Here is a 25915-nt window from a genome sequence, read left to right on the forward strand (position 1 = left end):
TGGTGAGCTGGCTCGACGACGGCGACGACCTCGATGACGACTTCGAGGACTTCGACGAGAGCAGCATCAGGACACGCCCGAACCCCAAGGCGAACCGCCCGCGCACCAAGCGCCGCCCCGCCCACGAGGATGCGCAGGTGGGCAGGGTCCTCGGCGTCGACCGCGGCCGGTACTCGGTGCTCCTCGGTGAGAACACTGCCGACGAGCGCATGATCACCACCACCAGGGCACGGGAACTGCGACGAATGCCGATCGTCACGGGTGATCAGGCGCGTGTGGTCGGCGACACCTCGGGCGACGAGGGCACGCTCGCCCGCATCGTCGGCATCGTGGAGCGCACCTCGCTTCTGCGTCGCAGTGCCGATGACACGGACCAGGTCGAGCGCGTCATCGTCGCGAACGCCGATCAGATGCTCGTCGTCGTCGCCGCTGCTGACCCCGAGCCGCGGGCCCGTCTCGTCGACCGCTACCTCGTCGCTGCGCTGGACGCGGGGATACGACCGCTCCTGGTCGTCACGAAGACCGACATCGCCGACCCGACGGAATTCCTCACCCACTTCGACGGTCTCGATCTGCGCGTGTTCACCAGTGCGCAGGAGGAGATGCCCGTGGAGGAGATCGGCGAAGCGCTCGTCGGGCACTCCACCGTCTTCGTCGGCCACTCGGGGGTCGGCAAGTCCACCCTCGTCAACGCGCTCGTGCCCACGGCTCTGCGAGCCACCGGACATGTGAACCAGGTCACCGGACGCGGCCGCCACACCTCCTCCTCGACCGTCTCGCTGCGCTATGAGGGGGCCGGGGGCAGCGGCTGGGTGATCGACACCCCCGGCGTCCGCTCGTTCGGTCTCGGCCACGTGGATCCCGCCAACATCCTGGCCGCGTTCACGGAGCTCGCCGCGATCGCCCAGGATTGCCCCAGAGGGTGCACGCACCTCACCGACGCCCCCGACTGCGCGCTCATCGAAGCGGCGGAACGGGGTGAGCTCGGCGACACCGGCCGTGCGCGGCTCGATTCCCTGCAGCGTCTGCTCCAGACGTTCGCAGACAAAGCGGAGCAAGCTCCCGGCCGTTAGGCTGGAGGCGTGACCCAGCGCCTGGAACCCGGAACCGCAGCCCCTGACTTCTCCCTCCTCGACCAGGACGGGAAGACCGTGCGCCTCGCCGATCTGCACGGCCAGAAGACGGTGCTGTACTTCTACCCCGCTGCGATGACGCCCGGCTGCACCACAGAGGCCTGCGACTTCCGCGACAGCATCTCGTCGCTCCAGGGTGCGGGCTACCGGGTCGTCGGCATCTCGCGCGATGAGCCGGCTACGCTGACGAAGTTCCGCGAACGCGATCGACTCACCTTCCCGCTGCTGAGCGACCCCGACCACGCGACCCATACCGCCTACGGCGCGTGGGGCGAGAAGATGAACTACGGCAAGCTCGTCGAGGGCGTCATCCGCTCCACCTTCGTCTTCGACGAGGACGGAACGATCGTCCTCGCGCAGTACAACGTGAAGGCCACCGGTCACGTGGCGCGCCTGCGCAAGCAGCTCGGTATCGACGCCTGACACCCGGCGCGGAGTTCACGCTCGGCGCGCCGCGGAGGTCACTCCGCCGCGCGTTGCTCGCCCTCGCGGCGCGCACTCGAGATCAGCAGCACGAAGCCCACAAGCCCGGGGAGTCCGACCCCGAAGGTGAAGGCCCACGACACCGGCTGCAGCGTGAGGGAGGCCAGCGCCAGGGCTACCGCGAGCACCTGGAACACCACTCCCCCGGACCGCGCCCAGGACTTGCCGCTGCGAACACCGATGGCGAAGGCCACCAACGCTGCGGCGCCGATGAGGGTGAGTGCGATCAGGGCCACAGCGGTCGGCAACGACGCCGCGTCACCGGCGCCGAGCCCCACCAGTTCGATCACCGCGAAGACGAGGAGTGCCGCTGCTTCCGCGGCGAGCACCGCCGCTGCAGCGAGAGCGATTCCAGGTGCGCGCACAGCATCTCCCAAGCATCGAAAGAGAACAAAACCCTTGATTTCGGGGTTTTCATGTAACAGAATAGAGAAAGTCATGTGCTCCCACAGCGGCGTGGGGCGAGCAATCACGCTCGCATCACAAATCGCGGGCATCCCGTCCGCACATCACCAGGGTAGCCGAACCCGAACTGCTGCCCGAATCCGAGAGGTCGCATCGCGACATCTCTTGAAATCCACACCGAGGAGCCCCCATGGACTGGCGCGATAAGGCCGCCTGCCTGACTGTCGACCCCGAGCTTTTCTTCCCCGTGGGGAACACCGGCCCGGCCGTCGATCAGATCGAGAAGGCGAAGACCGTCTGCGCCACCTGCACAGTCACGGAGATCTGTCTGCAGTACGCCCTGGAGACCAGCCAGGACTCCGGCGTGTGGGGCGGTCTCTCCGAAGACGAGCGCCGCGCTCTGAAGCGTCGCGCCGCACGCGCACGCCGCGCCTCCTGAACCTGCACGAAAGCGGCCTGAGACGAGGTCTCAGGCCGCTTTCGTCTGCCCTGCGTGCGGCCGGTCAGCGATCGAGCCAGCGCAGAGGGATGTCGATGACCACCTCTGTGCCCTCGCCATCGCTTCCGTGCCACTCGATTGTTCCGCCCAGCTCCCCCTGGATGAGGGTACGGATGATCTGTGTGCCGAGGCCCTGACCGATCCGACCCTCGGGGAGACCGAGACCGGTGTCGCGCACGGTGACGCGGAGATTCTCCTCGGTCCTGGCGGCGTCGATGGTGACGATGCCCTCCTGGCCGGCGAGACCGTGCTCGACGGCGTTCGTGACGACTTCGGTGAGCGCGAGAGCGAGGGGGGTCGCGTACTCGCTCGGAAGCACCCCGAACCGCCCTGTCGACTGCGTGCGCGCGCGCGTGTTCGGCGCCGAGGCGACCTCGGCCACGAGCTTGAGCACCCGGTGGAAGACCTCGTCGAAATCGACCTTCTGCGTGAGGCCCTGAGCCAGGGTGTCGTGGACGACCGCGATCGCATCGACGCGACGCATCGCCTGCGTGAGGGCATCACGGGCCTCGTCGGAGTGGGTGCGGCGCGCCTGGATACGCAGGAGCGACGCCACGGTCTGGAGGTTGTTCTTCACACGATGGTGGATCTCGCGGATCGTCGCGTCCTTGGTGATGAGCTCCTGCTCCTGATGCCGCAGCTCCGACACATCGCGACAGAGCACGATCGCGCCGATGCGCGTCCCATGGTCCTTCAACGGGATCGCGCGCAACGACACCGTGACGCCTCGCGCCTCGATGTCGGTCCGCCAGGGAGCGCGGCCGGTCACCACGACCGGCAGGGATTCATCGACCTGCCGGGAGGGTGGGACGAGCCGAGTGGTGACCTCGGCGAGGGACTCCCCTTCGAGCTCGTCATCGAACCCCATGCGGTTGAACGCAGACAGTGCGTTCGGGCTGGCGAACGTGCTGATCCCGTCGACGTCGATCCGGATGAGGCCATCCGACGCGCGCGGAGCGCCCCGACGCGGTGACGTCGGTGCAGTGAGGTCGGGGAAGCTGCCGTCCGCGATCATCCGGAACAGATCGTTCGCGCACTCGTCGAAAGTGATCTGCTGGCGAGAGGGAGTGCGCAACTCGCCCAGGTTGGTGTGCCTGGTCACCACGCCGATCACGGTGGGCCCGGCATCTGCGCCGCGTCGTTCGCTCACGATCGGCACGGCGCGCACCCTGGTCGGGGTCTCCTCGAACCAGTCCGGCGACGACGAGTCCACGATCTCGGCCGACTCGAAGGCGCCCTGGACCTGCGTGCGCCACTGCGGTCGCACCCGCTCACCGACGATGTCACGGTAGAACAGCGTCGCTGCCCCGCTCGGCCGTGCATGAGCGACCGCGATGAAGGTACCGTCCTCCGTCTGAATCCAGATGACGATGTCCGCCGACGCGAGATCGGCGAGGAGCTGCCCGTCACCGGCGAGTCGGTGCAGCCACTCGACGTCGCTGTCGGTCAGGAGACCCTGGGCATGGGCGAGATCACTGAGGGTTGACACCCCACCAGCCTACGGTCAGATCCGTCAGAGGATGGCCAGGGACGTCGCACGCCAACGCCGATCGATGCCGTCCAGCCGGATGGCGACCGCGCGCGTACGCCCCGGCCCCGCCACCACGACGACGGCTTCGATCACGCCGTCGGTCGGCTCGGCCACGCGCAGCGACCTGATCGCGAACGCCGGTCGTGCCGGAGCGACACCCCGTGCGCTTCGCGCTCTCGCCGAAAGGTTGGCTCTGGTGACCAGGCTCCGGTAGGCATCCTCACTGAGCCAGCGAGCGAGCTGATCGACCTCCCGGATCCCGGCGAGAGCCTCGAGGACGCCGGTGGTGAGACTCCGCAGGAGCGGTGCGGGATCGGGGAGTTCGCTGGTCGGCGTGGGCTGGGCGGCGAAGTACTCGTGAGGCATCATGTCGAACTCTCGGTCGGGGAGGTCTGGAAGTCCGTCAGTACAGCACCACGTCGTCCCCCGGCGCGGGCGCATCGAGCAACTATGTGGATAACTCGTACGTGAGATCCGGCCGTCGCCTACGCTCTGTCGGGTGCACTGGGATCGTCTGTTCGAAGACCTCGAAGGCCAGCTGGCGTCGGACTGGGAGGCGGAGCGGGCCGTGCTCGACGCCGAGTCCGAGCGACTACGGATCGCGAAGCTGGACCTGCGCGGCCGCCTCCGGACGTTGTGCAGCGCCGGCACCGACGCGACGATCGACCTCGTGAACGGACGACGGCTGCCTGTCACACTCCAGGCACTCGGAGCAGACTGGCTCGCCGTGGCCTCACGCGATGTCGGCGGCTCCCGCCACACGACGGGCACGGCAGCATCGGCACTGATCCTCCCTCTGCACGCCGTCGCCGGCATCACGACGGACCACGGCATGATCCTGGCGAGCCTCGACGACTCTGCGACGGAGGTACACCCGCTTCGCGAGCGGATGACACTCGGGTTCGTGCTGCGGGATCTCGCTCGACGACGGGTCCCTGTGCACATCAGCGTGCACGTCGGCGACGACGCCCACGGCACGATCGACCGTGCAGCAGCGGATCACCTCGATCTGGCGCTGCATGATCCGGGGCAGGCGCGTCTCGCCGGAGCTGTGCACGGCTTCCGCATCATCCCGTTCTCAACGCTCGTCGCCGTGCGCACCCCGGGAGATCAGCTGCGGTGAGCCGAGGAGGTGCCCCAGACCTCCGGAAAGCTCGCGACCTGCGACTGTCTCCACAACGCCATGCGGCGGGCGTTCTCCGATTCCTCTGCCAGGTAGCCCTCGAGACTCGACTCCTCGACTCGCCAGCGCGGCGGCGATCCGAGCTGCGCTCCGCGGAGCCTTCCTTCATGGAGGAGGTCGATCACCTCGTCCACACCGATGCTCAGGAGTTCGGCCACCTGTGCGGGGGCGAGGAATCGCGACGCGGGCCGGGTCGGGGGTGCCATCCCCCCATTCTCCACGACGGGATCAGGAGGATCAGGCGCTCCGCGGTCCTGTGGATAACCGGCGGAGCACATCCGGGATTTCTGTGACGATATCGCCATGGCTTCCCTCTCTCGCCCTCGGCGTGCGTTCTGGGGCGACACCCGCTTCCTCGTCGGGATCGTTCTGGTCGTGCTCTCCATCACCGCAGTGTGGCTCATCGTCACCGGATCCGACCAGGCGCAGCCGGTGCTCCGAGCCGACCGCACCATCGTGCAGGGCGAGAAGCTGAGTGCGGGCGACTTCCAGGTGATCGAGGTCGGGCTGGGCCTGTCCGGCGACGACTACCTCGGCCCCGAAGATCTGCAGCCCGGTCAGGTCGCGGCGCGCACACTCACGAAGGGCGAGATCGTGCCGACGACTGCGCTGGCTGATGCCGACCGAGACCGCAGCACCACCATCGTGGTCGAGAGCAACACCGGGATCCCCGGCGAGGTACAGGCCGGTTCGGTGGTCGACGTCTGGTTCGCCCCACCGCTCGACGACGGGCGCACGTACGACACTCCGCGAATCCTCGTCACGGACGTGGTCGTCCGCGACGTGATCGAGTCGAACGGCATGCTGGCAGATACCGCGGCCAGGCTCGAACTCGTGATCGACAGGAGCGATACAGCCGATGTGCTCGCCGCGATCACCGGAGGCGCAGCACTCTCCGTCCTCCCGGTCGGGGCCGGCTCGTGACGGCTGTCGTCGTGGCGATCCCGGAACCGCGCGCCACCGAACTGGCTGCGGAGCTGGAGATGGAGGGAGTCTCTGTCCTCGCCATCCTGCCTCTGCCCGCCGCCGATCTCGAACTCCCTCGTGACGCCGAGGCGATCATCGTGGCAGCCGCACGTGCAGTACTCACGGCCGAGCTGGTTTCCACCTGCGATCGGGCGGGAGTCCGCATCCTCCCACTCGGGGGTGCCGACAGCCGCCTGCTCGGACGACTCGGCTTGTCTGCCGCGTTGCCGCCCGAGGCGGCCGGCTGGGAGGTCGCGGCGGCGTTGCGCGCCGATGCCGACCACGTGAGCGCACCTCGATCACGCCATCCGCACCGGGTCATCGCCGTGTGGGGGCCGCACGGCGCACCGGGCCGCTCCAGGATCGCCATCGAGCTCGCGGTGGAACTCGCACGGTCCGGCCGCACCACCGCCCTGGTCGACGCCGATACGGTCGCTCCGTCACTCGCGCTGCTGCTCGGGCTCAGCGACGACGCACCCGGGATCGCTGCGGCCTGCCGTCGTGCCGAGCGAGGCACCCTCGACGCGACGGAGCTGACTCGACTCGCCACGACGGTCGCCACCGGCGGCGGCGAGGCGGTCGAGGTGCTCGCCGGTATAAACCGCCCGAGCCGGTGGCCGGAACTGGGGATGGCCCGTCTCCGAATGGCTTTGGGCGCGTGTCGGGAGTGGCGGGAAGAGACGGTCGTCGATGTGGCGGGAGCCTTCGATGCAGACGACGAGGTGACCTACGATATCGCCGGCCCTCGACGCCATGCCGCGACGTCGGCGACGCTGAGCGAAGCCGACCTGATCGTCGCCGTGGCCGCAGCCGATCCGCTGGGGATCAGCCGATTCCTCCGGGATCACGCGGAAGTCCGCCGGCTCACCGCGCCGACGCCGGTGTCGGTCGTCGTCAATCAGGTCCGGCCGGGACCGCTGGGGATCGATGCCCGCGGGCAGGTTCGACGCACGCTCGAGCGGTTCGCGGGAATCACGGACGTCACATTCCTCCCGTTCGACCAGCGCGCTGCCGATGCCTCGTTGCTGCATGCCCGCCCGATGACGGATGTCACACCGCGCTCGACGCTCGTCGCCGGCATTCGAGGGCTCGCGGCGACGCTGTCTCCCGTCGACGCGGAGCCCGTTACTGCCGGTAGCTCGCGAGGAAGTTCCCGAGTCGCTCGACGGCTTCGCTCAATACTCGGGGCTCCGGGAGCGTGACGAGTCGGAGGTGGTCCGGGGTCGCCCAGTTGAAACCCGTCCCCTGCACCAGGAGGATGTGCTCCGCGACGAGCAGGTCGTAGACCAGGCGAGCGTCGTCTCGGATCTCATGCACGTTCGGATCGAGACGCGGGAACGCGTACAGTGCTCCCTGCGGCTTGACGCACGAGACCCCCGGGATCGACTCGAGGCCTTCCCACGCGATGTCACGCTGTTCGTGCAGGCGACCGGTCGGGGCGATCAGCGCGTCGATGGATTGCACGCCCGACAGCGCGGCCTGCACCGCGTGCTGGGCGGGAACGTTCGGGCACAGTCGCGTCGACGCCAGCAGCGTGATGCCCTCGATGAATCCCTTGGCGTGGCCCTGCGGCCCGGTGATGACCATCCAGCCCGAGCGGTAGCCCGCGACACGATAGGTCTTGGACAGTCCGTTGAATGTCAGGCAGAGCAGATCGGGAGCGAGGGTCGCGGTGGGGATGTGCACGGCGCCGTCGAACAGAATCCGGTCGTAGATCTCATCCGACAGCAGCAGGAGCTCATGTTCACGAGCGATCTGCACGAGCCCCTCGAGGATCTGGCGCGAGTACACGACGCCGGTGGGGTTGTTCGGGTTGATGATGACGAGAGCTTTGGTGCGCGGCGTGATCTTCGAGCGGATGTCCTCGAGATCGGGCTGCCACTCGTCATCCTCATCGCACAGATAATGCACGGGCGTGCCGCCGGCGAGGCTGGTCATCGCTGTCCAGAGGGGGTAATCCGGGGCCGGGATGAGCACCTCGTCGCCCTCGTCCAGCAGCGCCTGCATCGTCATGGTGATGAGCTCGGAGACGCCGTTGCCGAGGTAGACGTCGTCGGGGTCGAAACGGGGAAAGCCTTCGATCTGCTCGTACCGGCTCACGACCGCGCGGCGGGCCGAGATGATGCCCTTGCTGTCGCTGTAGCCATGCGCGGACGGAAGCGACGCAAGCATGTCATGCACGATCTGATGAGGAGCATCGAAGCCGAAGATCGCCGGATTCCCGGTGTTCAGCTTGAGGATCTTGTGGCCTTCGGCCTCCAGACGCGCCGCCTCGACGAGCGCGTTTCCGCGGATCTCGTACAGGACGTTCTTGAGCTTCGACGACTGGTCGAAGTTGCGCGTTGGTGTCATCGACCAAGCCTACAGCGACGAAAGGAGGGCCGATCCACCCGGACTGGCCCTCCTCTCCTCTGCGCGGGAGCTACTTCTTCTTCTTGCCCTGGGCGCGACGCTGCTCGCGGTTGCCGGCGGCCGGAGCCTCCGCATCGGTGCGCTGTCCGAAGGCGCCTCGCGGCGCCTCTTCCGGTTCGGTCTGCGGGGCCTGAGCGCGAGCCGCCGCCTGACGGACACGATCGGTGGCCGCCTGCTGGACCTGACCGCGATCGTTGCGGACCTCGACTTCGCCTGCATCGTTCGCTGCGGAGTACTCGAGGCGCTGCTCTCCCCCGTCGGAAGCGAGCCCCTTGGCCTCGACCTCGGCGGTCTGGGAATCTCCGGCCCGACGCACCTCGACCTCGAGGTTGTAGAGGTACCCGACGGATTCCTCCTTGATCTGCCCCATCATCGATTGGAACATCGCGTAGCCCTCGCGCTGGTACTCGATGAGCGGATCACGCTGAGCCATCGCGCGCAGGCCGATGCCGTCCTTGAGGTAGTCCATCTCGTAGAGGTGGTCACGCCAGCGGCGGTCGAGCACCTGGAGCACGACGCGACGTTCCAGTTCGCGCGTCGCAGCCTCGCCGAGCGCCTCCTCGCGAGCCTCGTATGCGATCTTCGCGTCGGAGAGCAGCTCGCGGGTGAGTCCGTCCGCCGTGATCCCTCCCTTGCGCCCCGCAGCCTCCGAGACGACCTCGTCGATCGTCACGCCGACCGGGTAGAGCGTCTTGAGCTCGGTCCAGAGCGCGTCGAAGTCCCAGCTCTCGTTGTGCCCCTCACCGGTGTGGTCGCGGACCACGCCGCTGATCGCATCCTCGATGAAGTGCTGCACGCGGTCGGCGATGTCATCGCCCTGCAGGATGTGTCGACGGTCGGCGTAGATCGCCTCGCGCTGACGATTCAGGACGTCGTCGTACTTGAGGACGTTCTTGCGCATCTCGGCGTTGCGCGACTCGACCTGGGACTGGGCGCTGCGGATCGCTCGGGAGACGAGGCCCGACTCGATCGGCACATCGTCCGGGAAGTTCGTGCGGGCGAGGATCGCCTCCGCGGCACCCGACTGGAACAGACGCATCAGGTCGTCGGTCAGGCTCAGGTAGAAGCGGCTCTCACCGGGGTCGCCCTGACGCCCGGAACGGCCACGGAGCTGGTTGTCGATGCGACGCGACTCGTGTCGTTCGGTGCCCAGCACGTAGAGCCCGCCGGCCCCGATGACCTTCTCGGCCTCCTCGGCGACGATGCTCTTCATCGACTCGTAGGTCTCATCCCACGCGACCTCGTACTCCTCGGGCGTCTCGACGGGGTCGAGCCCCTTGCCCTTGAGTTCCTGGACGGCGAGGAACTCGGCGTTTCCGCCGAGCATGATGTCGGTGCCTCGTCCGGCCATGTTCGTGGCGACGGTGACGGCACCCAGACGTCCGGCGCGGGCGACGATCTCGGCCTCGCGTGCGTGGTTCTTCGCGTTGAGGACCTCGTGCTTGACGCCCTTCTTCGCGAGCAGGCGCGAGAGGTACTCGCTCTTCTCGACGCTCACCGTTCCGACCAGCACCGGCTGGCCGGCGGCATGACGCTCGGCGATGTCCTCGACGACCTGCGCGAACTTGGCGGTCTCGTTCTTGTAGACGAGGTCGGACTGGTCCTTGCGGATCATCGGCCGGTTGGTCGGGATCGGGATGACGCCGAGCTTGTAGGTCGACATGAACTCCGCGGCCTCGGTCTCGGCCGTACCCGTCATACCGGCGAGTTTGTCGTAGAGACGGAAGTAGTTCTGCAGCGTCACCGTGGCGAGAGTCTGGTTCTCGGCCTTGACGGGTACGCCCTCCTTGGCCTCGATCGCCTGGTGGATGCCCTCGTTGTAGCGGCGTCCGACCAGGATGCGGCCGGTGTGCTCGTCGACGATCATGACCTCGTCGTTCATCACGACGTAGTCGGTGTCCTTCTTGAACAGCGCGAGTGCCTTGATCGAGTTGTTGAGGAACGAGATCAGCGGGGTGTTGGCCGACTCGTAGAGGTTGTCGATGCCGAGGTAGTCCTCGACCTTCTCGATACCGGGTTCGAGCACGCCGACCGTGCGCTTCTTCTCGTCGACCTCGTAGTCCTCACCGACCTCGAGCGTGCGGGCGATCTTCGCGAACTCGGCGAACCAGCGGTTCGCCTCGCCCGAGGACGGGCCCGAGATGATGAGCGGCGTACGGGCCTCGTCGATGAGGATCGAGTCGACCTCGTCGACGATCGCGAAGAAGTGCTCACGCTGGACGAGGTCTTCCTTGCGCCACGCCATGTTGTCGCGCAGGTAGTCGAAGCCGAACTCGTTGTTCGTGCCGTACGTGATGTCGGCCGCGTACTGCTCCCGGCGGACCGCGGGCGTCTGGCCGGAGACGATGATGCCCGTGGTCATGCCGAGGGCACGGAACACACGCCCCATCAGCTCGGCCTGGTAGCTCGCGAGGAAGTCGTTGACCGTGATGACGTGCACGCCCTTGCCGGCGATCGCGTTCAGATACGCGGGCAGGGTCGCGACGAGAGTCTTGCCCTCACCGGTCTTCATCTCGGCGATGTTGCCGAGGTGGAGCGCGGCACCACCCATGATCTGCACGTCGTAGGCGCGCATGCCGAGCGTGCGCTTGGCCGCCTCTCGTACCGCGGCGAAGGCCTCGGGCATGAGCTGGTCGAGCGTCTCGCCCTTCTCGAAGCGTGCGCGCAGCTCGACGGTCTCATTGCGCAGTTCGTCGTCGGTGAGCTTGGAGATGTCCTCTTCCAGCGCTCCCACTGCCTTGACGACCTGATTCAGGCGGCGGATGACCCGCCCCTCGCCCGCACGCAGCAGCTTCTCAAGAGGATTGGCCACGGATGTCATCTCCCTGTCAGTGGGTAAATCGCCGGCCGCCGGTGAACCCGACGCCAGGCATGCTTTGCCATGTTACCGGCCCGTGACCTGCACGTCGCCTGCACAAGCCTTCCACGAGAAGATCCGAATAGTTGCCGGGTATGCATATACTCGGTATTGCATTCATCTCGACAACCAGGGAGCCCACCATGTCGGTACGTCAGAGCCTGCTCGCGATCCTCGATCAGGGCCCCTGCTACGGCTATCAGCTGCGGCACGAATTCGACCGTCGCACCGGTTCCACCTGGCCGCTGAACGTCGGACAGATCTACAACACGCTCGAGCGTCTCGAGCGAGACGGCCTCGTCGAGCGCGGGGATGCCGACGAGCAGGGTCATGTGTACTGGCAGATCACGGATGCCGGCTCCGCCGAGGTCGCACAGTGGCTCTCCTCCCCCGTGGTGCGGACGCAGGCGACGCGGGACGAGCTCGCGATCAAGCTCGCCGTGGCCGCGACGCTGCCCGGAGTCGACGTCGCAGCGGTCATCCAGTCGCAGCGCACGGCGTCGCTGCGACAGCTGCAGTCCCTGCAGCGGGCGAAGTACGCCGGCGGTGACGCAGACGGTCCGGAGGAGCTCTCCTGGGCGCTGGTCGTCGATTCGATGATCTTCGCCGCGGAGGCCGAGGTGCGGTGGCTCGACCACACGGAACAGCGCCTCGCCCTGCACCCGCGACAGGCGATGGCGCTCGAACTCGCGACCGAGCGCCCCAAGCGCGGGCGGCCCGCGAAAGCTGGTGCTCCCTTCGCGGATGCGGCTCCCTCACTGTGAGCGCCGAGACGGTCCTGCGACTGGTCGGGGTGACGCAGCAGTACGGGAACGGCGCGACGGCGGTGTCGGCACTCTCGGGTGTCGACCTGGAGGTTCGCCGCGGGGAGCTCGTCGCCGTCATGGGTGCCTCCGGCTCCGGCAAGTCGACTCTGCTCGCCATCGCCGGCGGTCTCGCTCGACCCACCACCGGTGAAGTCGTCATCGAGGGCGCGTTCCTCAGCGAGCAGAGCGCCGCGGAGGTCGCCCGCCTGCGTCGACGTTCCCTCGGCTTCGTCTTCCAGGACTTCAATCTGATCCCCACGCTCACCGCCATCGAGAACGTGACACTCCCGCTGGAACTCGACGGCTTCCGCACCCGGGTCGCCCGCCGCGCGGGGAAGGACGCCCTGCAGTCCGTCGGCCTGGCGGACAAGCTCGATTCCTATCCGGACGATCTCTCCGGAGGTCAGCAGCAGCGCGTCGCGATCGCTCGCGCCGTGGTCGGCGGACGCCGACTCATCCTCGCCGACGAGCCGACGGGCGCATTGGATTCCGTCACCGGCGAACTGGTGCTCCGGATGCTCCGCGGACGAGTGGATGCGGGTGCGGCGGGCATCCTCGTCACGCACGAGGCGCGCCATGCGGCATTCGCCGACCGGATCGTGTTTCTCCGGGACGGGAGGATCGTCGACGAGACCCGGCGCGACGACGCCGAGGTGCTGCTGAGCGGGACGGGCCGATGACCGCGACCGTCGACCGACCGGAGACGAGGACGTCCGACCGTCCCTCCTCGTCCGTCCGACGGCCGGGAAGACGCGCCCGCTGGCGCGTCGCCGCCCGGCTTGCGCACCGGCAGCTGCGCCGCACCCTGCTGTCGAGCGCCCTCATCGGCACGCTCGTCCTGCTCCCGATCGCAGCCATGACCGCCTACGCGGTCATAGGGGCGAGCATGATCGGCACCCCGCAGGAACGCGTGACCGCGGAACTGGGACGGATGGAGGCATGGGTCTCGGTGGGCGGTATACCGGACAGCGGATTCTGGCAGTCCCCCATCGACCCCACGTGGACGGGATATCCCGATAACTCCGGCAATACCCCCGAGGGGACGCCGATCGCCGATCCGACCACTGTGCTGCCGTCCGGCACCGAGGCGATCCGGGTCGTCGAGTCCACCGTGCGTGTGCAGACTCCCGACGGCGTGACCGGGATGCCCGCGTGGGGAGGCGAGGTCTGGGATGAGCGATTCGAGGGACGGTACGAGCTTCTCGACGGGGCGACCCCGCGGTCCGGCCGCGAGATCATGGCGACGCCGGCTGCACTCGAGCGGCTCGGGATCGCGATCGGTGACGAGGTCGTCGTCACCGACGGCGACCGCAGCTACACCGTCGTCGGAACCCTGGACTCGGCGGTCCTCTCCGATGCGACCTCCGCGCTCTTCCTGCCGGCGAGCGCCGGACTCTCGGGCGACGCCCGCTGGTATCTCCCCGACCTGTCGCTCAGCTGGCCGGAGGTCGAGAAGCTGAACGAAGACGGTGTGGTCGCCTACTCGCGGTCGGTGATCCAGGAGCCGCCGGTCCTCTCGGACAAGACGAGGGGCGGGTGGTCCGGAGCAGACGACGGCGCCCTGTGGACGGTGCTCATCGTGCTCATCGCCGGCGGGCTCTTCGCCGCGTACGTCGTCGTGATGCTGGCGGGCGCCGCCTTCGCGGTCGCCGCACGCCGCCAGCAGCGGTCTCTCGCCGTCGCCGCGAGCGTGGGAGCCGCGCCGGCCGACCTCCGCCGGGTCATCCTGCTCCAGGGCACGGCCCTGGGCCTCATCTCCGGCATTCTCGGTCTCGCCCTCGGCGTCGGGGCGGCCGCGGTGACGATGGCACTCCTCGCCGACGGATCGGCCACCCAGTTCTGGGGCTTCCACGTGCCGTGGCTGATCCTGGCGGGGATCCTGACCTTCTCGGTGCTGGTGGGAACCGCATCCGCAGTGCTTCCCGCACGCACGGTCGCCCGCACCGACACCCTCAGTGCGCTGCGCGGCGCGCGTCGTCCGCAGAGACCCCGTGCGTCGCGACCGATCTGGGGATCGATCCTGCTGATCCTCGGCGTCGCGCTCACGATCGGCAGCGCGTTCGCGATCCTCGCCATCGAGGTCACGGATCTGCCGTGGGACTCGCCGCTGCGGGCTATTCCTCCGTTCGGCATCGTCATCGGGCCGATCCTCGTGCAGATCGGCATCCTGCTCTCCGGTCGCTGGCTGCTGTGGATCACCGCCAAAGCGCTCTCGCCCGTCAGCGTCGCCGCTCGCATCGCCGCCCGCGACGCCGCGGCGAACTCCTCACGCACGGTTCCCGCTTTCGCTGCGATCGCCGCGACCGTCTTCGTCGCGGTCTTCGCCATGAGCCAGACCTCCATGCAGAACGCGTGGACCGCGCGGGATTGGGCCTACCAGGCTCCGGTCGGCACCCTCGCCATCGCGATCCAGCCGACCGGAGCGGAGTCGACCGTCGACTCCTCCGTCGCTTCCGAGGCGACCGACGCGGGAATCGCGCTCGCGGACAGCGTGGGGGCGTCCGGCACGGCCGTGATCGCCCGCCAGCCCGAGGTGTGGGGCTACGCGAACTCCCTCGACATCCCCGCGGACGAGACGAGGGTCATCGCCGTGATGCCGGACCGTCATCTTTTCGACCCGGAGGTCGAGAACTCGTTCACGGCGAACGGACAGAACCGACCGAACCCGATCGCGGTGGTCTCGGTGGACGAGCTCGACGAGGCCCTCGGCGTCACGGTGAGTTCCGCACAGCGCGCCGCCTACCGAGACGGCGCCGCGATCGTCACCGACCCGCAGTACGTCACCGACGGCACGATCGACGTCGGCGCCTGGAGCGCCCGGGATGTCTACGACGGGAAGGCACCCGACAACATCTGGACCGCTTGGGGAGACGCACCGCCACGCAGCGAGCCGCTCTGGGAGCGGAAGGTCGACGCCATCGCACTCGAACTCCCCCACCAGGCCGTCGCCGTGGCCATCTCCCCCGAGACAGCGGCGGAGTTCGACATGGCGACGCGTCCCACCCTGGTGATCGCCGCATTCGACGCCCCCGTGCCGGTGGAGGTGCGCGACCGCGTGCAGGAGAACGCCGATGCGCTGGGCACAGCCGACTGGATCCTCTCCCCGTACTTCGAGAACGGCCCGCCCGACGACTCGCTGTGGATCGTGCCGATCCTGAGCGCCGTGGGTGTCCTCGTCCTCGGCGCGAGCGGGGTGGCCCTGAGCCTGGCGCGGTTCGAGCGCCGCCCCGACGACGCCACGCTCTCCGCGATCGGCGGCACGAACGGGCTTCGTCGCCGGGTCGGCCTCTGGCAGGGACTCATCATCGCCGGGTTCGGCACTCTCGCGGGTGCGGTGGCCGGGGTGCTCCCCCCGATCGGGTTCGCGATCCAGTCGCGAGGCGTTCTTCTGATCCCCGACATCCCCTGGGGCGTGCTCGCCCTGCTTGCGGTCGCGCTGCCTCTCGCGATCGCCGCGGTCAGCTGGCTCATCCCCCCGCGGCGCGCAGAGCTCACGCGACGTACGGCGATCGCCTGACGTGCCCTGAGCGAACAGCGCCTGCCCGGAGCGGATGCTCAGCCACCGCCGGTACGCGAGAAACTAGGATCGACCTATGGCTGGAATTTGGGGCAGACGCAAACGCGAACAGGAAGAACTCGCCGCACAGGACGCCGATCTCGCACGTCGCGCCGAGCAGGCGCTGGTCGGCGCCGACGAGCGGATTCGCACGACGTCGGACGAGCTCTCCTTCGCCGAGGCCGAGCTGGGTGAATCGCTGACCGCCGACCTGCGCACGGCTCTCACCGCGGTGCGCACCCATCTGCGCGAGGCATTCCAGCTCCACCAGCTGAACCATGACGAGATCCCCGACACGGCCGAGGAGCTGCGCACGCGGAATGCGCGCATCCTGCAGCTCTGCGACTGGGCTCAGGACCTTCTCGACGAGAAGACCTCCGTACTCGCCGAATCCGTCGCCAAGGTTCGCCGAGCACCCGAGATCATCGCGCAGGTGCGGGCGGATGCCGCCGCGCTCAGCACCCGCATCCCCCAGACCAACGAGGCCGTCGCACGCCTCTCGGCTCGCTACGCCGATTCCGCGATGCACCAGATCACCGCCAGCGCTGCCGAGGCCGAGCAGCTCATCCGCTTCGCCACCCACAGCGCCGACATCTCCGAACGCCGTCGCGCAGCCAAACAGAACGAAGAGGCGAATGTCGCCCTCGAGACAGCGACCGAGGCCACCCGGCGCGCATCCGCGCTTCTGGATGCGGTCGAGGACTTCGAGATCGAGGCACTCCGAGCAGAATCCACCCTCGCCGAAGTCGTCGCCGACTCGCGCGGCGACCTCATCGCGGCACGCAACGCCCCGTCGGTGCCGGCCGTCGCCGAAGCGGTGGCCGCGCTCCAAGCCGCCCTCGCCGCTCTCACACCGGCCGGTCAGCCCAATGACCCGTTCGCCGAGCTGTCCCAGTTGCGCGACGCCAACTCCGCGCTGGACGAGGCGATCGCCAAGGCCCGGCACCGCGCCGAGAATCCACTCCCCAGCCTCGCCCAGGTGCAGCATGCGATCGACGACGCCGACCGTCAGCTCGGCGTCGCGCGCGGCCTCATCGCCGGCCACCGCGGCTGGATCGGTGCCGACGCCCGCACGCGCCTGGCCGAGGCCGAGCGCCTCCGCGTCGATGTCTCCGATCTCCTGCCAGCGGAGGACACGCGCGAAGCCGCCCTGGTGCAGGCCCGTCGGGTCGCGCACCTCGCTTCCGAGGCTCTCCAGCTCGCCCAGCGCGACATCGATTCCTCGCGTCCGCGCGATCAGGACTGGGGCGGCGGTCGCGGCTGGGGCGGCGGGCCGCGGCGCGGTGGTGGCGGCGACCTCGCATCCGGCATCCTCGGCGGACTCGTGATCGGCAGCCTCCTGGACGGCATCTTCGACTGACGACCCGCACCTGCGTCCTCAGACGCCAGAACGGCCCGGTCCCGCGAGGGACCGGGCCGTTCTGCGACTCCGTCAGGAAGCGAGCGCCTCAGACGGCGGCGCCTGCGTGCTCAGTGCGATCACGCCGTAGTCCCAGCCCTTGCGTCGGTACACGACGCTCGGGTGGTCGGTGCGGACATCGACGAAGAGGAAGAAGTCGTGTCCGACCAGTTCCATCCGATCGACCGCCTCTTCCACAGTCATCCACTCGGCGTCGAAACTCTTCGTGCGGATGACGACGGGCGAGTAGGTCTCGTCCTCCGGCTGCTGCACCGGCACGTTGCCCGTCGCGACGGCATGAAGAACATCCGCGGATGCCGGCTGGACGTCGATGCCTTCCAGCGATCCGCTGCCCTTCTCGAAGTGGGCGCCGCGCGGGTGCTGTCGGCCATCGACACGCTTCTCCTTCGCACGACGAAGTTGCTCGGACATCTTGTCGATGGCGAGGTCGAGAGCCACGAACTTGTCGCCGTCCGTCGCCTCCGCGCGGACGACAGGTCCCTTGCCCACCAGCGTCAGCTCGACGGTCTCGTCCGGGATGCGGCCGTTGCGATACACGCGGTGGGTGACTTTGACGTCCAGCCGTTGCGCCCGTGACGCGAACATCTGGACCTTGGCGATCTTCTCTTCGACAACGGTTCGGAAGCGATCGGTGATACCCACTCCGACGCCAACGATGCTTGTTTCCATTGCTGCCTCCTTGTCCCGGTCCTCCCGGCCAAGGGCGGACCGTGGTCGCCTTGTGTCACCCCACCGTAGTCCGACCATCGACGGATGTCACGGGGTTGCGACCCTGTGTCGCCGGTGCGTTCTCGATGAGGTTCCTCAGAATCCCGATCGATGCGGCGTGGCGGCGAGCGCGACCGCCACCACAGTGCGAAAGCCGGCCGCTCGGAGCGCCCTGGCTGCCTCGTCGAGCGTGGCACCGGTGGTGACGACGTCGTCGACGAGCACGACCTCGGCGCCCCCTCCCCGTCCCCGTGCACGCATCGTGCCGCGAACGTTCTCCTCGCGCTCACGCGCACCCAGGCCACGCTGGTCGGCCGCTGCGGCCACGACCGCGAGCAGCGGCTGCGGCTGTGCGTGTGCACGACGGATCAGCAGCTCGGGGACGCGATAGCCACGGCGGCGGAACGCTCTTCGCGCGGTGGGGACCGGCACGATCCAGGTCATCGGCGTCACGAATGGGGAGAGCACCGTCGCGAGCGCCGTGGCCAGCGGCCGCGCGAGATACGTCTCACCCTCACCCTTGAGCCGGCGGATGCAGCGTGCCGCGACCCCTTCGAACTCGAGCGCGGCGTGCACAGGCAGACCTCCCGGCGTCAGCGAGGATCGCGGGCGCGGTGTCAGGTCGCACCGGCACCGCGGACACAGCAGCGTTCCCGGCTGGTCACAGCCTGCGCACGTCGCCGCCAGCAGGAACGCCGCCAACTCCGTTCCGACACCGAGGAGACGAGAAGATGTCCACATCCGACGATTCTGGGGCCGCGCCCTCGACCATGCAGACGAAGAAGCCGCTGCCGCCGAGAACCGCGACCATTCCCCTGGCGTGCAGGAAGAGTCACTCTCCGACGCGCGTGGCGAGCACCGAGACGTCGGACGCCACCTCGCGCCACGCCGACCCCGCATGGGCGAACAGCTGCCCGCCGGCGCCGAGGATGCGAACGCCGGCAGCGGTCCGCGCACCTGCGGCCGAGACTGCGTCGCCCGGAGCGGCCTCCGAGGTGCCGGGTCCGCCCACCGTCTGGGTGATGAGCCGGGGGCTGACCGGATCCACCAGCACGCCCAGCCGATCCGGCCCCAGCCACACCAGACCGGTCGCCGGCTCGTCGATCTGCACCAGCTGCTTGGCATCTCCGAGTTCCACCGGGAGTCCCGCCGAGTCGCGGACGACGGCGGCCACGACGACCCAGCGCTGCTTGCCGACGGTGACCACCGCTGCGACGCGGCTGCCGTCTCCGGCGACGCGCAGGTCCGAGATCGCTGACGCCGTCGGCCACGCATTCCCGATCGCGTGCGCGGCGATATCGCTCCCCCAGGCCTGCAGGGCCGCCGGGTCTCCTTCAGGAACGGTCCAGGTGTAACCGTATGGATCCAGGGACGGTTCGATGAGCCCCGGTGGCGCATCGAACTCGTTGCGGCTTCCGTCGCCCACCCGGTACACCCGCCCGTCACCGAGCTGGACGGCCGCGATGGAGTCGTCGAGTGCCACATCGATCGATGCGATGGGCTGCGGCATCGCAGCGATCTCGGTACTGATCCCGGCGATCGGGGAGATCTCGTCCCCGACGATGCGACCGAACGCGCCGTTCTGCAGCACGAGCGTGCCGATCTCCGCCGACGGCTCCACGACGTCGACGACCCCGGCGTCGACGCTACGGCCGTCCACGGTGAACTGCACGCGGGTGACGGCGACCCCCGCGGCCCGGAGAGTGGCCTGCAACTGCGTGCGCATGCGAGAGAGCGTGGTCTCGTCGAGCGCGGTCGCCGGACGGGTGAGGGCGACGTCGGCCACCTGCCCGGTGATGAGGACGGCATCCTGGGCAAGCTGCACGTCGGCAGGGAAGGCGTTCTGCACGGCCGGGTCGAGCCAATCGCTGGGAGCACCGCCGATCAGGGCTTGCGTCACCGTCGTCGCCGGACTCTGCCGCCGCGGGAACCACCGCATGTCGGGTACCAGTCGCGACCAGCTGAGGTCGAAGTACTGGAGCGGATACCCCTCGAAGACGTTCTCGAACCGCGGCTCATCGATCACGATCCCGTCGAGCGCTTCCGTGATGCGCCATTCGCCGTCCTCCATGCGCTGCAGCGTGAACGGCATGGTGGAGGCTCCGAGCGCTTCCGAATAGGTGTTGGCATCGTCGACGCTGGCGACCAGATCGAGCAGGACCTGGACGTCGGCCGAGTCCGCATCCTCGACGTCCGCGGGAGGAACGGTCGAGGTGATGGTACGCGTGTCCGTTCCGGTGTCGATCGACACCCCCGCCGCCGGCCGCCACGTGCGCTGCAGGTCGGGAGCGAGGAACTCCCGCGCCGTCGCCCAGTTGTCGGACGTCGTGATCCCCGCTTCGAGGAATCCCTCGACGATCTCCTCGGGACCGGCGCCCTTGATCGGTCCGGAGGCCACGGGGAGGAAGTCGACATCCTGCGTGGACTCGCCGAGCTCGAGCCCCACCGAGACCCCACCGCTGGTCGGAAGCCCGGCACAGGCCGAGAGCAGGAGCGCCACGAGGGCCACCGCGCCGCCGCGCAGCGTCCTCGTCCACCTCGTCCGATTCATGATCTGTCACTCTCGTCGAAGAGCTCGGGAGGAGGCTCGGCCAGGGAGATCGGCTGGGTCGCATCCCCGAGTTCGGCGAGGGGCTCCTGCGGTTCGATCGGGACGGGGCTCGGGCCGTCCAGCACACCGTCGTGACGAGGGATGGTGAGGACGAAGTTCGTGCCGACGCCCAGCTCCGACCAGACGGCGAGCGTACCGCCGTGCAGCGTGGCGTCGCCGAGCGCGATGGACAGTCCCAGCCCGGTCCCTCCGATCGTCCGCTGACGAGAGGGATCAGCGCGCCAGAATCGGTCGAACACCCGTTCCGCGTCGTCCGGCTCCATTCCCATCCCGAAGTCCCGCACGCCCGCTGCCACCGCATGCTGGTTGCTGTCGATCGTGATGACGACCGGGCGCCCCTCACCGTGCTCGATGGCGTTGCCGATCAGGTTGCGCAGCACTCGCCGCACACGCCGCGGGTCCATGTCGACCGGCGAATACCCGCCGGGGGCGACCAGCCTCAGCTCCGTGCCGTGTCCCTCCGCGAGCGGTCGCATCTGATCGATGATGTCCTCCGCCAGATGCGCGAGGCTCGTCGCCTCCAACTCGAGCTGCACCGAGCCCGCATCGTACCGACTGATCTCCAACAGGTCGGAGAGCAGTGTCTCGAACCGCTGCACCTGCGTGTGCAGCAGTTCAGCGGTGCGCGCGGTGGTGGGATCGAACTCCTCGCGCTGGTCGTTGAGCATGTCGGCGGCAAGCCGGATCGTGGTGAGCGGAGTGCGGAGCTCGTGCGAGACATCGGAGACGAAGCGCTGCTGCACCATCGACAGCTCGCCGAGCTCCTTGATCTGCGCCTCGATGCTGTCGGCCATCGCGTTGAAGGACCGACCGAGCACGGCGAGTTCGTCCTCACCGTGCACGTCGATGCGCACTCCGAGCTCGCCCGCAGCGAGTCGTGCGCTCGTCTCCGCGGCCTGCACGATCGGGGAAGCCACCGCCCGCAGCACGATCCACGAGATCGCGGCGACGATGGCCACCAGCCCGATCCCGGCGATCCACAGTGTGCGCTGCACGAACACGAGGGTCTGATCGGCATCGCCGAGGTCGTAGGCGAAGTAGATCTCGAAGGGTCCGGCCTCGGGCACCTGCAGCTGCTGCCCCACGACGATGCCGGGGACCGCCGCGCCGTCCGCCACCGGGAGCGCCACCGACTGCCACGCCTGGCGATCGTCGAGCTTGACCACCCGGGCGCGGAGGTTCGGGCTCAACAGGCTCTCGTTCAACCCCGCCTCGAAGCCGTTCAGCCGCGCGGTGTCCGCGCCGGTGTCGATCTTGTAGCCCGCGAGCTGATCGGTACTCGATGTGCGAGCGAGCGTGTCCTGGATGCCGGCCCAGAGGCTCGAGAGCGCAGCGGGATCATCTCCCACCTCCGCCACGTCGAGGATGCGCTGGGCCTGGTCGACCGCGCGGCGCGCGTCTTCGAGAGCGACCGTCTTGCGGGAGATGAAGAGGTCGTTCTGGATCACGAGAGCCATCGTCACGCAGGTGATGAAGATCGCCAGCGAGGTCGCGAGCAGTGTGATGGACAGAGTGCGGAACCGCAGCGAGCGACGCCACAGGGTGCCGAGCATCGTCGGCCAGCCGCGCCAGTCGCGCAGGACAGCGACCGTCGTGGTGGTCGCTGTCGTCGCGGCCATCGTGCTCCTAGCCGACGCTCCCGGCACGGTAGCCGACGCCACGCACCGTCATCACGATCTTCGGGTTGTCCGGGTCGAGCTCGACCTTCGCGCGGAGGCGCTGCACGTGCACGTTCACCAGACGGGTGTCGGCCTTGTAGTGATACCCCCACACCTGCTCGAGGAGCATCTCGCGGGAGAACACCTGCTGCGGCTTGGAGGCGAGTGCGACCAGCAGCTGGAACTCCAGCGGTGTGAGCGCGATCGGCGCCGTGCCACGACGCACCTCATGGGCGTCGACATCGACGGTGAGGTCCCCCACCCGCAGTTGCTCGCTGGTGGTCTGCGGCGTCGGACGCAGTCGGGTGCGGATCCGGGCGACGAGCTCCTTCGGGTTGAAGGGCTTGACCATGTAGTCGTCGGCGCCCACCTCGAGTCCGCGGACGACGTCCGCGGTGTCGCTGCGCGCCGTGAGCATGATGATCGGCACGCCTGATTCCGCGCGTATGCGGGTGCAGATCTCGATCCCGTCCATCCCGGGCAGCATGAGGTCGAGCAGCACGAGATCGGGCCGCTGCGAGCGCCACTCGTCGACGGCTCGCGCGCCGTCTGCGCAGAACACCGGCTCGAATCCCTCGGTGCGCAGCACGATGCCGATCATCTCGGCGAGCGCTGTGTCATCGTCGACCACGAGAATGCGTGAGGTCATAACTGTTACCTTATGGCACCGAGTCCCGCCGACCCCAGGTCTGCGCACCACGTGTGCGGTGTGACACGATGGAGCCACCATGGAGGGAGTGCCTTTGAGTGGCCAGATGTGGACGCCCGCGCCGAAGAAGGGGATCATCCCCCTTCATCCGCTGACGTTCGGGATGCTGCTGGGCAGGGCCTTCGCGGCGCTGCGACACAACCCGAAGGTGCTGTTCGGCTTCGCCGTCGTGATCCAGCTCGTCGCGACCGTCGTCACGGCGTCCGTGATGGGGGTCGTCCTGTTCACGACCTTCTCCCGCCTGGAGACCGTCTCCCCCTCCTCGCCCGACTTCGAGGCCGTGCTGGCCGGGACCATCGGCATCAACCTCATCGCCGGCCTCGGCGTCGGACTGGCCTCGATCGCCTTCACGGCCATGATGCAGGGCGTGGTCGCCGCCGAGATCGGCTACGCCGCCGTCGGGGTCAAAGCGACGCTGCGGATGCTCTGGCGCCGGATGGCGCCGGCTTTCTGGCGTCTCGCCGGTTTCGCGTCGCTTTCGGTGATCGCACTGTTCGGTGTCCTCGCGATCGTCGTGACCATCATCGCCGCGTTCGTGGCCGGTGGTGCGGGGGGAAGCGTCGAGCTCATCGGGGTCGTCGTCCTCGTCGTGGTCCTCCTCGGACTCGCCGCGATTCCGCTGTCCGTCTGGCTGACGACGAAGCTGCTGCTGGTGCCGTCGATCCTCGTCCTCGAGCGCGCACGGTTCCGCGACGCCTTCGTGCGCTCCTGGCGACTCACCCGGGGCCGTTTCTGGGTCGCCTTCGGGGTCACCTTCCTCATCAGCGCCATCATGGGCGTCGCGGCGCAGGTGGTGAGCATCCCGGCCACGCTGCTGAGCAGCCTTCTCGGGTCGGTCATCGCGCCGACGGGCGCCGAAGATCCGAGCGCCATCGTCGGTTTCGTCCTCGCCTTCCTCGCACCCCAGATCCTGCTCCTCGTCATCCAGGCGATCACCCTCGTCGTGCAGAGCACCGGTTCGGCGCTCGTCTACCTCGACTGCCGGATGCGGTACGAGGGGCTGGACCAGACGCTCATCGCTTATGTCGAGCACCGTGATCTCGGGAGGGCGGACGAGGAGCTGGGCGACCCGTTCATCGTCGATCCCGCGCGAGCCGTCAGCTCGGCGCCTCCGCCCCGGCAGGTGCCGGACCACGAGCTGATGGCGCAGGGCGCCTACCCGCAGCCATACCCGGGACAGTCGTATCCGCAGCAACCGCAGGCATACGCACCGCAGCCGCAGCCGTACCCCGGACAGTCGTACGGGCAGCAGCCGCACGCGCCGCAGCAGAACGGCGTGACGACGACCGCACCCGCGCCGGTCGCGGATGCACCCGGGGCATTCCCTCCGCCGCCGCCCCCTGCGACGCACGTCACGCCTCGCCCGGCGCCCGGCCCCGCTGACGGAGGCTGGGCTGCTCCCGGCAGCGACGACACGGCATGATCTCCCGGTTCGACGACCTGTTCATCCCCGACGGGGATGAGGCACGCCGGTGGGCGGAAGACGAGCTCGCCAACCCGCGGTACGCGGATGCGAAGCCCACGTGGTTCGATCTGGTCGCGCGGGACATCGGCCGCTTCCTCGCCGATCTGTTCAGCTCGGACAACGGGGCGAACATCGGCCCGTCCGCCCTCATCATCGTGACGGTCGTCATCGTGGCGGCTCTCATCGCGGCCCTCGTCATCTGGGGTCGGCCGCGCAGCTCCCGTGCCGTGCGACGTGCACGGGGCGATCTCCTCGGCGAGTCCGATGACCGCACGGCAGCGCAGCTCCGGTCCGATTCCGAGCGCAGTGCCCGTGCCGGCGACTGGAACACGGCGACGATCCTCCGCTACCGCGCGATCGCGCGCAGCCTGCTGGAACGCGATCTGATCGACCCTGCTCCCGGTGCCACCGCGCAGTCGATAGCCCGCGACGCCGCCGCCGTCTTCGCTGACGAGGCCCCGGCCCTGCGCCGCGCGGCCGTGGCGTTCGACGACGTCCGCTACCTCGGCCGCCCGGCGACGGAAGAGATCTATCAGGACCTCGCGGCAACCGACGAGCGTCTCCGCACCCGTCGGCTCGAAGCGGTGCCCGCATGACCACAACCGAGCAGAGCGGTGTTGCGGCGACGGCCGAACGCCGACCGCGCAGGTCGAAGTCCATCGTCGGCTGGCTGATCCTCGTCGTCCTCGTCGTGCTCGTCGTCTTCGTCGCCATCCGAGTCAGTGCTGCACCGCCGGGCGAACACGGAGCTCTCGATCCCGAAGGGCGTGATGACTCCGGCGCCCTCGCCCTCGCGGAGATCCTGCGTGACCAGGGGGTCGAGGTCGACATCCACCGATCACGGGCGGAGGCACGTGCCGCCGTCGACGGGGGAACCACGCTGGTGATGGCGAACCCGTACACGCTGACCGATGGCGCCCTGGAGACGCTGATGGAACCGGCGGATCGCGTCGTCTTCCTCTCGACGAGCTCGCACCTGATGAGCGCACTGCGCATCGGCGAGAACGCCCCGGGCACACGCGCGGCCGTGACGGCAGGATGCGATGTCCCGGAGTTCGCCGAGGTCGGCACGATCCGGGCCGATCGACTCTTCGCGCCCGCCGCCGAGGTCGAGGGGTGCTTCGGCGATGCCGACGGCGCCGCCGTGCTCATCGACGACCGCGGCGGTGACCGCGTCGCCGTCGTCGAGGGCACCAGGCTCTTCAGCAACGCGTACCTGGCGGAGAACGGCAACGCCGCCCTGGCGCTCGCGCTGCTCGGGCAGACCGAGCGGGTCGTCTGGTATGCCCCGAGCTTCAGTGACTCTGACATCGAGGGCAAGTCGGTCGACACGCTGGGGAGCCTCACACCGCCCTGGGTCACTCCGGCGATCCTCCTGCTGCTGCTCGCCGGGGTCGCCGCGTCGATCTGGCGCGGTCAGCGTTTCGGGCCCCTGGTCGCCGAGACCTTGCCGGTGACGGTGCGCGCGTCCGAGACGATGCACGGTCGTGCACGTCTCACGGCCAGAGCCGCC

General features: G+C 68.7%; 24 protein-coding genes. 13 read left to right on the forward strand and 11 right to left on the reverse strand.

From position 1 onward, the window contains the following. Positions 1-2: 2 nt before the first annotated feature. Complete coding sequence (rsgA, locus tag GZ67_RS0117325) at positions 3-1073, forward strand: ribosome small subunit-dependent GTPase A (RefSeq protein ID WP_029261947.1); 1071 nt, start codon at positions 3-5, stop codon at positions 1071-1073. A 9-nt stretch (positions 1074-1082) separates the two neighbouring features. After that, positions 1083-1556 carry a thioredoxin-dependent thiol peroxidase gene (gene bcp / locus GZ67_RS0117330; RefSeq protein ID WP_029261948.1) on the forward strand — a complete coding sequence of 158 codons (474 nt, stop codon included), beginning with the start codon at positions 1083-1085 and terminating at the stop codon, positions 1554-1556. 38 nt (positions 1557-1594) lie between these two features. On the opposite strand, the gene GZ67_RS0117335 is transcribed toward bcp, so the two are convergent. Continuing rightward, the gene (locus tag GZ67_RS0117335; protein WP_036303399.1) at positions 1595-1981 is read right to left on the reverse strand and encodes a hypothetical protein; all 387 of its coding nucleotides are present in this window, start codon (positions 1979-1981) and stop codon (positions 1595-1597) included. A 230-nt stretch (positions 1982-2211) separates the two neighbouring features. Here GZ67_RS0117335 and GZ67_RS0117340 point away from each other — a divergent pair, with 230 nt between their 5' ends. Continuing rightward, positions 2212-2460, forward strand: coding sequence for a WhiB family transcriptional regulator (locus GZ67_RS0117340; RefSeq protein WP_017203224.1), 249 nt, complete (start codon positions 2212-2214; stop codon positions 2458-2460). Between the two features lie 64 nt (positions 2461-2524). Here GZ67_RS0117340 and GZ67_RS0117345 read toward each other — a convergent pair whose 3' ends face one another. Continuing rightward, positions 2525-4009 (reverse strand): sensor histidine kinase, encoded by a 1485-nt coding sequence (locus GZ67_RS0117345; RefSeq protein WP_029261950.1) that lies wholly within the window; start codon positions 4007-4009, stop codon positions 2525-2527. 24 nt (positions 4010-4033) lie between these two features. Further along, a complete protein-coding gene (locus tag GZ67_RS0117350; RefSeq protein WP_029261951.1) occupies positions 4034-4420 on the reverse strand; it encodes an Rv3235 family protein in 387 nt (128 codons plus the stop codon). Between the two features lie 130 nt (positions 4421-4550). Here GZ67_RS0117350 and GZ67_RS0117355 point away from each other — a divergent pair, with 130 nt between their 5' ends. Continuing rightward, the gene (locus GZ67_RS0117355; protein WP_029261952.1) at positions 4551-5174 is read left to right on the forward strand and encodes a hypothetical protein; all 624 of its coding nucleotides are present in this window, start codon (positions 4551-4553) and stop codon (positions 5172-5174) included. Here the strand turns inward: GZ67_RS0117355 and GZ67_RS0117360 are convergent. Further along, the gene (locus GZ67_RS0117360) at positions 5162-5440 is read right to left on the reverse strand and encodes a helix-turn-helix domain-containing protein (RefSeq protein WP_029261953.1); all 279 of its coding nucleotides are present in this window, start codon (positions 5438-5440) and stop codon (positions 5162-5164) included. The two genes, GZ67_RS0117355 and GZ67_RS0117360, sit on opposite strands and share 13 nt — an antisense overlap. Before the next feature lie 97 nt (positions 5441-5537). On the opposite strand from GZ67_RS0117360, the gene GZ67_RS0117365 reads away from it, so the two are divergent. After that, the gene (locus GZ67_RS0117365; RefSeq protein WP_029261954.1) at positions 5538-6158 is read left to right on the forward strand and encodes an SAF domain-containing protein; all 621 of its coding nucleotides are present in this window, start codon (positions 5538-5540) and stop codon (positions 6156-6158) included. Continuing rightward, entirely contained in the window at positions 6155-7402 is a 1248-nt protein-coding gene (locus GZ67_RS0117370) for an AAA family ATPase (RefSeq protein WP_036303402.1), read from the forward strand. Before GZ67_RS0117365 ends, GZ67_RS0117370 begins: the two co-directional genes overlap by 4 nt. Here GZ67_RS0117370 and GZ67_RS0117375 read toward each other — a convergent pair. Both GZ67_RS0117375 and secA read right to left on the reverse strand, forming a co-directional pair. Further along, positions 7326-8552: a pyridoxal phosphate-dependent aminotransferase gene (locus tag GZ67_RS0117375; RefSeq protein WP_029261956.1), complete on the reverse strand. Its 1227-nt coding sequence runs from the start codon at positions 8550-8552 to the stop codon at positions 7326-7328. The two genes, GZ67_RS0117370 and GZ67_RS0117375, sit on opposite strands and share 77 nt — an antisense overlap. A gap of 70 nt (positions 8553-8622) precedes the next feature. Continuing rightward, complete coding sequence (secA, locus tag GZ67_RS0117380; protein WP_029261957.1) at positions 8623-11424, reverse strand: preprotein translocase subunit SecA; 2802 nt, start codon at positions 11422-11424, stop codon at positions 8623-8625. Between the two features lie 188 nt (positions 11425-11612). Between secA and GZ67_RS0117385 the strand changes: the two genes are divergently transcribed. From GZ67_RS0117385 to GZ67_RS0117400, 4 genes are all read left to right on the forward strand, one after another. Further along, a complete protein-coding gene (locus tag GZ67_RS0117385; protein WP_029261958.1) occupies positions 11613-12233 on the forward strand; it encodes a PadR family transcriptional regulator in 621 nt (206 codons plus the stop codon). After that, positions 12230-12955 (forward strand): ABC transporter ATP-binding protein, encoded by a 726-nt coding sequence (locus GZ67_RS0117390; RefSeq protein ID WP_029261959.1) that lies wholly within the window; start codon positions 12230-12232, stop codon positions 12953-12955. The genes GZ67_RS0117385 and GZ67_RS0117390 overlap by 4 nt, the downstream gene beginning before the upstream one ends. Continuing rightward, on the forward strand, positions 12952-15792 hold the full coding sequence (locus tag GZ67_RS0117395) for an ABC transporter permease (protein WP_029261960.1): 2841 nt from the start codon (positions 12952-12954) through the stop codon (positions 15790-15792). Before GZ67_RS0117390 ends, GZ67_RS0117395 begins: the two co-directional genes overlap by 4 nt. A gap of 76 nt (positions 15793-15868) precedes the next feature. Continuing rightward, positions 15869-17191, forward strand: a complete 1323-nt coding sequence (locus GZ67_RS0117400) for a hypothetical protein (protein WP_029261961.1) — start codon at positions 15869-15871, stop codon at positions 17189-17191. A 72-nt stretch (positions 17192-17263) separates the two neighbouring features. Here GZ67_RS0117400 and hpf read toward each other — a convergent pair whose 3' ends face one another. The 5 genes from hpf to mtrA form a co-directional block, all read right to left on the reverse strand. After that, positions 17264-17920 (reverse strand): ribosome hibernation-promoting factor, HPF/YfiA family, encoded by a 657-nt coding sequence (gene hpf / locus GZ67_RS0117405; protein ID WP_029261962.1) that lies wholly within the window; start codon positions 17918-17920, stop codon positions 17264-17266. Between the two features lie 135 nt (positions 17921-18055). Beyond that, positions 18056-18535, reverse strand: coding sequence for a ComF family protein (locus GZ67_RS0117410; protein WP_231481859.1), 480 nt, complete (start codon positions 18533-18535; stop codon positions 18056-18058). 256 nt (positions 18536-18791) lie between these two features. Beyond that, positions 18792-20510, reverse strand: coding sequence for a GerMN domain-containing protein (locus GZ67_RS0117415; RefSeq protein WP_029261964.1), 1719 nt, complete (start codon positions 20508-20510; stop codon positions 18792-18794). Then, complete coding sequence (gene mtrB, locus GZ67_RS0117420) at positions 20507-22189, reverse strand: MtrAB system histidine kinase MtrB (protein ID WP_029261965.1); 1683 nt, start codon at positions 22187-22189, stop codon at positions 20507-20509. The genes GZ67_RS0117415 and mtrB overlap by 4 nt, the downstream gene beginning before the upstream one ends. A gap of 7 nt (positions 22190-22196) precedes the next feature. Continuing rightward, a complete protein-coding gene (mtrA, locus tag GZ67_RS0117425) occupies positions 22197-22877 on the reverse strand; it encodes an MtrAB system response regulator MtrA (protein WP_029261966.1) in 681 nt (226 codons plus the stop codon). Between the two features lie 79 nt (positions 22878-22956). Here mtrA and GZ67_RS0117430 point away from each other — a divergent pair, with 79 nt between their 5' ends. From GZ67_RS0117430 to GZ67_RS0117440, 3 genes are all read left to right on the forward strand, one after another. Then, on the forward strand, positions 22957-24360 hold the full coding sequence (locus GZ67_RS0117430) for a hypothetical protein (protein WP_231481860.1): 1404 nt from the start codon (positions 22957-22959) through the stop codon (positions 24358-24360). After that, positions 24357-24998 (forward strand): DUF4129 domain-containing protein, encoded by a 642-nt coding sequence (locus tag GZ67_RS0117435; RefSeq protein WP_036303404.1) that lies wholly within the window; start codon positions 24357-24359, stop codon positions 24996-24998. The genes GZ67_RS0117430 and GZ67_RS0117435 overlap by 4 nt, the downstream gene beginning before the upstream one ends. Continuing rightward, positions 24995-25915, forward strand: a 921-nt coding sequence (locus GZ67_RS0117440) for a DUF4350 domain-containing protein (RefSeq protein WP_036330465.1), incomplete at its 3' end; no start/stop codon positions are given. The genes GZ67_RS0117435 and GZ67_RS0117440, both read left to right, overlap by 4 nt.

This window comes from Microbacterium sp. Cr-K20, assembly GCF_000708325.1.
GTDB lineage: Bacteria > Actinomycetota > Actinomycetes > Actinomycetales > Microbacteriaceae > Microbacterium.

Excerpts from the sequence above, each read along its gene's own strand:
- mtrB (WP_029261965.1), bottom strand. The coding sequence starts at position 22,189 with ATGGCCGCGACGACAGCGACCACCACGACGGTCGCTGTCCTGCGCGAC.
- GZ67_RS0117435 (WP_036303404.1), top strand. The coding sequence starts at position 24,357 with ATGATCTCCCGGTTCGACGACCTGTTCATCCCCGACGGGGATGAGGCA.
- GZ67_RS0117375 (WP_029261956.1), bottom strand. The coding sequence starts at position 8,552 with ATGACACCAACGCGCAACTTCGACCAGTCGTCGAAGCTCAAGAACGTC.
- hpf (WP_029261962.1), bottom strand. The coding sequence starts at position 17,920 with ATGGAAACAAGCATCGTTGGCGTCGGAGTGGGTATCACCGATCGCTTC.
- GZ67_RS0117365 (WP_029261954.1), top strand. The coding sequence starts at position 5,538 with ATGGCTTCCCTCTCTCGCCCTCGGCGTGCGTTCTGGGGCGACACCCGC.
- mtrA (WP_029261966.1), bottom strand. The coding sequence starts at position 22,877 with ATGACCTCACGCATTCTCGTGGTCGACGATGACACAGCGCTCGCCGAG.
- GZ67_RS0117415 (WP_029261964.1), bottom strand. The coding sequence starts at position 20,510 with ATGAATCGGACGAGGTGGACGAGGACGCTGCGCGGCGGCGCGGTGGCC.
- GZ67_RS0117400 (WP_029261961.1), top strand. The coding sequence starts at position 15,869 with ATGGCTGGAATTTGGGGCAGACGCAAACGCGAACAGGAAGAACTCGCC.
- GZ67_RS0117430 (WP_231481860.1), top strand. The coding sequence starts at position 22,957 with ATGGAGGGAGTGCCTTTGAGTGGCCAGATGTGGACGCCCGCGCCGAAG.
- GZ67_RS0117340 (WP_017203224.1), top strand. The coding sequence starts at position 2,212 with ATGGACTGGCGCGATAAGGCCGCCTGCCTGACTGTCGACCCCGAGCTT.
- GZ67_RS0117350 (WP_029261951.1), bottom strand. The coding sequence starts at position 4,420 with ATGATGCCTCACGAGTACTTCGCCGCCCAGCCCACGCCGACCAGCGAA.
- GZ67_RS0117385 (WP_029261958.1), top strand. The coding sequence starts at position 11,613 with ATGTCGGTACGTCAGAGCCTGCTCGCGATCCTCGATCAGGGCCCCTGC.
- GZ67_RS0117395 (WP_029261960.1), top strand. The coding sequence starts at position 12,952 with ATGACCGCGACCGTCGACCGACCGGAGACGAGGACGTCCGACCGTCCC.
- GZ67_RS0117360 (WP_029261953.1), bottom strand. The coding sequence starts at position 5,440 with ATGGCACCCCCGACCCGGCCCGCGTCGCGATTCCTCGCCCCCGCACAG.